The sequence below is a fragment of the Alterinioella sp. genome (assembly GCF_058343375.1).
This window is the reverse complement of record NZ_JBTUJH010000033.1, coordinates 1-4,571: the sequence shown is the minus strand read 5'-3', so window position 1 is coordinate 4,571 and position 4,571 is coordinate 1. Positions and strand designations below refer to the sequence as shown.

Genomic DNA, 4,571 nt, shown 5'->3' with positions numbered 1-4,571 from the left:
TTGCAGATCGACGGCGGCGGGCATCACACTTGGACAGAGGCTGAAATCAGCCGCTTCTATTCCATCCATGAGCCGGGAACTTTGCCGCACCATATCATGACGCTGATGCTCTGGACCGGCGCGGCGCGCGTTGATGTGGTCAAGTTGGGATGGTTCAGCATCAAGGACACCCCGGAGGGTTTGCGCCTGCAATACAGACGTCAAAAAACACGACGAGACAAGGATCCGGTTCTTATCAGCATTCCCCTTGCGCCTGACCTCGCGGCATTGCTGGAAACCTGCCCCAAAAATGAAGGCACTTTCCTGCAAACCAAGTTTGGAAAGGCGCGTTCAGCAAAATCCATTACCGGCGACATGCGCCGATGGTGTGATGCTGCTGGCCTTCCGAAATGCACGCCTCACGGGTTGCGCAAGGCAATTGCCCGTCGATTGGCAGAGGCCGGTGCATCGGCACCACAAATCGGTGCGATCACGGGCCACAAAACCTTGACGGAAGTGCAACGATACATAGCCGCTGCGAACCGCGAAGGCATGGCGAGCGATGGCATGGCGCTGTTGCTGGCAAGGCCGAACGGTGAACAAACCGTGGTGAACATAACAGATATGTTCGCCAAAAAGAATATCAAACCTTTGAAATTAAGGGACTAATCAGTATGCTTGGCGATCCCGGGAGGACTCGAACCCCCAACATCCTGATTAGAAGTCAGGTGCTCTATCCAGTTGAGCTACGGGACCGCTGGCCCCTTATTTGCGCAAGGCGCGGGGCGGATGCAAGCGGCTTAAGGGCGCAGCGCCATGAAGTTGATCAGCGGGTCATCTTTCAGGAACCTGGACTGCCGCCCGAATACCCCTAATGGGTCCAGACCTGACGCCGATAGGTCGCGAAATTGTCGCCATAGCCACCGGGGCGCAGATTGACCTTGCGCTTTTTCGGCTGCAACACCAGGGCGTCGATGCCATGCGCGTTTGCGTAATCCTGCGCCGCCTCGGCGCTGTCGAAATGCAGTTTGACCTGCGCGTTCATGTCGCCCGAACTGGTCCAGCCCATCAGCGGGTCGACGCTGCGCCGCTCAACTGGTGCAAATTCAAGAACCCAGTCTTTGGTCTTGGCCGTGCCGGATGACATGGCGGTTCGGGCCGGTTGGTAGATTCGCGCGCGCATCGGGGCGGTCTCCTTCATTCTCACCGGGTCATCTTATCCCGAAAGACGCCCAATGATGCAACGGGCATTCTGGTCACAGCGATGTTCTGGGGAAAGCAGATTGCCAGCCGGGCCCGGTGGAGCGAGGGGTGGGGTGGGTGGTGCGGGGCCGGCTGGCAATCATTATGTTGCTTGCAACGGCCAACCTACGCCCCAATATCCCGACACGGCAAGAAAATTGCCCCGCGAATACGCCGAAAATACGTGTAAAATTTTCGGTGAATACGCAAGGCGCTGATCCTCCTGCCAAACCTTGTCAGCAGCTGGCCTTGAACCGGAACAAAATAAGATCATTCTATTGGGGCTGCCCAAAGGAATCACCGATGTCCCAGACCATCTCACCCATGATGACTGCCGCGCCCAACCGGGATCTGCCCAAATTGGAAGGCGGCAGGCCCTTTGTCATGAACACCACGTTTACGCCCGCCGGCGACCAGCCCACCGCCATCGCGGAACTGGCGCGGGGCTTGAGAGATGGCGAACAGGATCAGGTGCTGTTGGGCGTCACCGGCAGCGGCAAGACCTTCACCATGGCCAAGGTAATCGAGGAAACGCAGCGCCCGGCCATCATCCTGGCCCCCAACAAGACATTGGCGGCGCAGCTTTACGGCGAATTCAAGGGCTTCTTTCCCGATAACGCGGTGGAATATTTCGTCAGCTATTACGACTACTACCAGCCCGAGGCCTATGTCGCGCGATCTGACACCTATATCGAGAAGGAAAGCCAGATCAACGAACAGATCGACCGGATGCGCCATTCCGCCACAAGGGCGCTGCTGGAACGCGACGATGTGATCATCGTGGCCTCGGTCAGTTGCATCTACGGCATCGGTTCCCCTGAAACCTATACCGCCATGACCCAGGATCTGGAGGTTGGCCGTGACTACAATCAGCGCGCCGTCATGGCCGATCTGGTGGCGCAGCAATACCGCCGCAACGACGCCGCCTTTCAGCGTGGCAGTTTCCGGGTGCGCGGTGACAGCCTGGAGATCTGGCCAAGCCATCTGGACGATCGCGGCTGGCGGCTGTCCTTCTTTGGCGAGGAACTGGAAGCGATCACCGAATTTGATACCCTGACCGGCGCAAAAACCGACGTTCTGCAAAAGGTCCGCGTCTATGCCAATTCGCATTACGTCACCCCGACCCCGACGATGAAACAGGCCATCAAGGGCATCCGCGAGGAGTTGACCCTTCGCCTGAAACAGTTGGAGGATGAGGGCAAGCTGCTGGAAGCGCAGCGGCTGGAACAGCGCACAAGGTTTGATCTGGAAATGCTGGAGGCCACCGGCGTCTGCAACGGGATCGAGAATTATTCCCGCTATCTGACCGGCCGCGCGCCGGGCGAACCACCGCCCACACTGTTTGAATACATCCCCGACAATGCCATTGTTTTCGCCGATGAATCCCATGTCAGCGTGCCGCAGATCGGCGGCATGTATCGCGGCGATTACCGGCGCAAGCTCACCCTTGCCGAACATGGCTTTCGCTTGCCGTCCTGCATGGATAACCGCCCCCTGAAATTCGAGGAATGGGACGCCATGCGGCCGCAATCGGTGTTTGTTTCCGCCACGCCGAGCGCCTGGGAACTTGACCGTGCGGGCGGCGTTTTCACCGAACAGGTGATCCGCCCCACCGGCCTGCTGGATCCGCCGGTCGAGATCCGCCCCGTCACCACCCAGGTCGATGACGTGATGGACGAAATCCGCCGCGTCACCGCCGCCGGATACCGCACACTGGTCACGGTTCTGACCAAACGCATGGCCGAGGATCTGACCGAATACCTGCATGAACAGGGCATCAGGGTGCGCTATATGCATTCCGATATCGACACGATCGAACGCATCGAGATCCTGCGCGACCTGCGCCTTGGGGCCTTCGACGTTCTGGTCGGCATCAACCTGCTGCGCGAGGGTCTGGATATCCCCGAATGCGGGCTGGTGGCCATTCTGGACGCCGACAAGGAGGGCTTTCTGCGCTCGGAAACCTCGCTGGTGCAGACCATCGGGCGCGCCGCGCGCAATGTCGATGGAAGGGTGATCATGTATGCCGACCGGGTGACCGGCAGCATGGAGCGCGCCATCCGCGAGACCGATCGCCGCCGCGCCAAACAGGCCGCCTATAATGAGGCAAACGACATCACCCCCGAAACGGTGAAGAAGAATGTCGAGGATATTCTGGCCGGTCTCTACAAGGGCGATGTCGACATGAACCGGGTGACGGCCAAGATCGACACACCGCTGCACGGGGCCAATCTGGAGGCCCATCTGGACGGGCTGCGCGACCAGATGCACAAGGCCGCCGAGAACCTGGAGTTTGAGGAAGCGGCGCGTTTGCGCGATGAGATCAAGCGGCTGGAAGTGGTCGATCTGGTGGTCTCGAACGATCCGCTGGCGCGGCAATCGGCAGTCGACGCGGCGGTTGAGGGGGCAACGAAAATGAGCGGTCGCTCAACGGCGGGACGGCCGGGGCAAAGGGGCGGGAAGCGGGGGAGGTAGCAGGAATTCAGGATTTCCCTCCAGGAAAAACCACGCTACAAAGTCGTTAGGAGGACCGAAATGCCGCTGGATGAAGGAATTCTTGGGCAAGGTGTATACACCCCCAGAGAAGCAGCACGCCTCGTTGGAAGCAGCCCCCAACAGGTTCTTCGCTGGACCCGTGGAAGTGGCCCAACCGAACCACTTTGGCAGGCTCACTACCAATTTTTGGACGACGACGTGACTGAAATCAGTTTCATTGACTTAATCGAGGTCAGGGTAGTCTCCGCAATGCGCCGCGCGCAAATATCGATGCCGTCAATACGTTACGCAATTTCCTTTGTTCAAGAAAAATTTGGTCTGAAACGCCCTCTTGCCTCACAGTCCTTTAAGACCGATGGCTCTGAAATCCTTATGGAGGCAATTGAGGGTGACGGCGAATATGTCAGCCTGTCCAAGAGGTGCCCTGGACAGAAAGTGTTTCGAGAAATCATCGAGCAATCACTAAATGACTTAGAGTACGAAGATGAAAAAGTCGCTCGTTGGCGGCCAAAAGGGTTTGCCCAGATCATTATTGACCCCAACCGTCACTTCGGCGACCCAATTCTTGACAAATTTGGTGTTTCCACAGGCACGTTGAAGGCCGAATTCGAAGTGTTTGGGGACACACGCTACTTGTCTAACATTTATGAAATTCCGGAAAAACTTATTCGTACCGCAATCGCGTTTGAAACAAATTTAGATGGAGCAAATGGTTAAGAGTCCGATTCAAAATGATCTGATACTTTTCAATCTCTTGCGAGTAGCCTTGTCATGCGCTTGATATGGGCGATGAGGACCCAAGCCTCGGCACTCGCAATGGTTTTCTCCCAGTCCTTTGCCAATCGGCGGCATTT

At 57.5% G+C, this 4,571-nt stretch carries 4 protein-coding genes, 1 tRNA gene and 1 pseudogene; 3 read left to right on the top strand and 3 right to left on the bottom strand.

Annotated elements, in window-relative coordinates:
• A partial coding sequence (locus tag ACW8PS_RS05800) for a tyrosine-type recombinase/integrase (protein ID WP_491526365.1) occupies positions 1–648 on the top strand: 648 nt, incomplete at its 5' end.
• A gap of 10 nt (positions 649–658) precedes the next feature.
• On the opposite strand, the gene ACW8PS_RS05795 is transcribed toward ACW8PS_RS05800, so the two are convergent.
• Together ACW8PS_RS05795 and ACW8PS_RS05790 are read right to left on the bottom strand one after the other, a co-directional pair.
• Positions 659–735 (bottom strand) — tRNA-Arg (locus ACW8PS_RS05795).
• Between the two features lie 115 nt (positions 736–850).
• On the bottom strand, positions 851–1,162 hold the full coding sequence (locus ACW8PS_RS05790; protein WP_491526364.1) for an ETC complex I subunit: 312 nt from the start codon (positions 1,160–1,162) through the stop codon (positions 851–853).
• A gap of 362 nt (positions 1,163–1,524) precedes the next feature.
• Between ACW8PS_RS05790 and uvrB the strand changes: the two genes are divergently transcribed.
• Together uvrB and ACW8PS_RS05780 are read left to right on the top strand one after the other, a co-directional pair.
• Complete coding sequence (uvrB, locus tag ACW8PS_RS05785) at positions 1,525–3,696, top strand: excinuclease ABC subunit UvrB (RefSeq protein WP_491526363.1); 2,172 nt, start codon at positions 1,525–1,527, stop codon at positions 3,694–3,696.
• Positions 3,697–3,756: 60 nt separating this feature from the next.
• Entirely contained in the window at positions 3,757–4,434 is a 678-nt protein-coding gene (locus ACW8PS_RS05780) for a hypothetical protein (RefSeq protein ID WP_491526362.1), read from the top strand.
• A 29-nt stretch (positions 4,435–4,463) separates the two neighbouring features.
• On the opposite strand, the pseudogene ACW8PS_RS05775 reads toward ACW8PS_RS05780, so the two are convergent.
• A pseudogene (locus ACW8PS_RS05775) lies at positions 4,464–4,571 on the bottom strand (IS5/IS1182 family transposase); the annotation flags it as partial.

What these genes read in the sequence shown, in the direction of transcription:
- ACW8PS_RS05790 (WP_491526364.1), bottom strand. Translation starts at nt 1,162, where the DNA reads ATGCGCGCGCGAATCTACCAACCGGCCCGAACCGCCATGTCATCCGGC.
- uvrB (WP_491526363.1), top strand. Translation starts at nt 1,525, where the DNA reads ATGTCCCAGACCATCTCACCCATGATGACTGCCGCGCCCAACCGGGAT.
- ACW8PS_RS05780 (WP_491526362.1), top strand. Translation starts at nt 3,757, where the DNA reads ATGCCGCTGGATGAAGGAATTCTTGGGCAAGGTGTATACACCCCCAGA.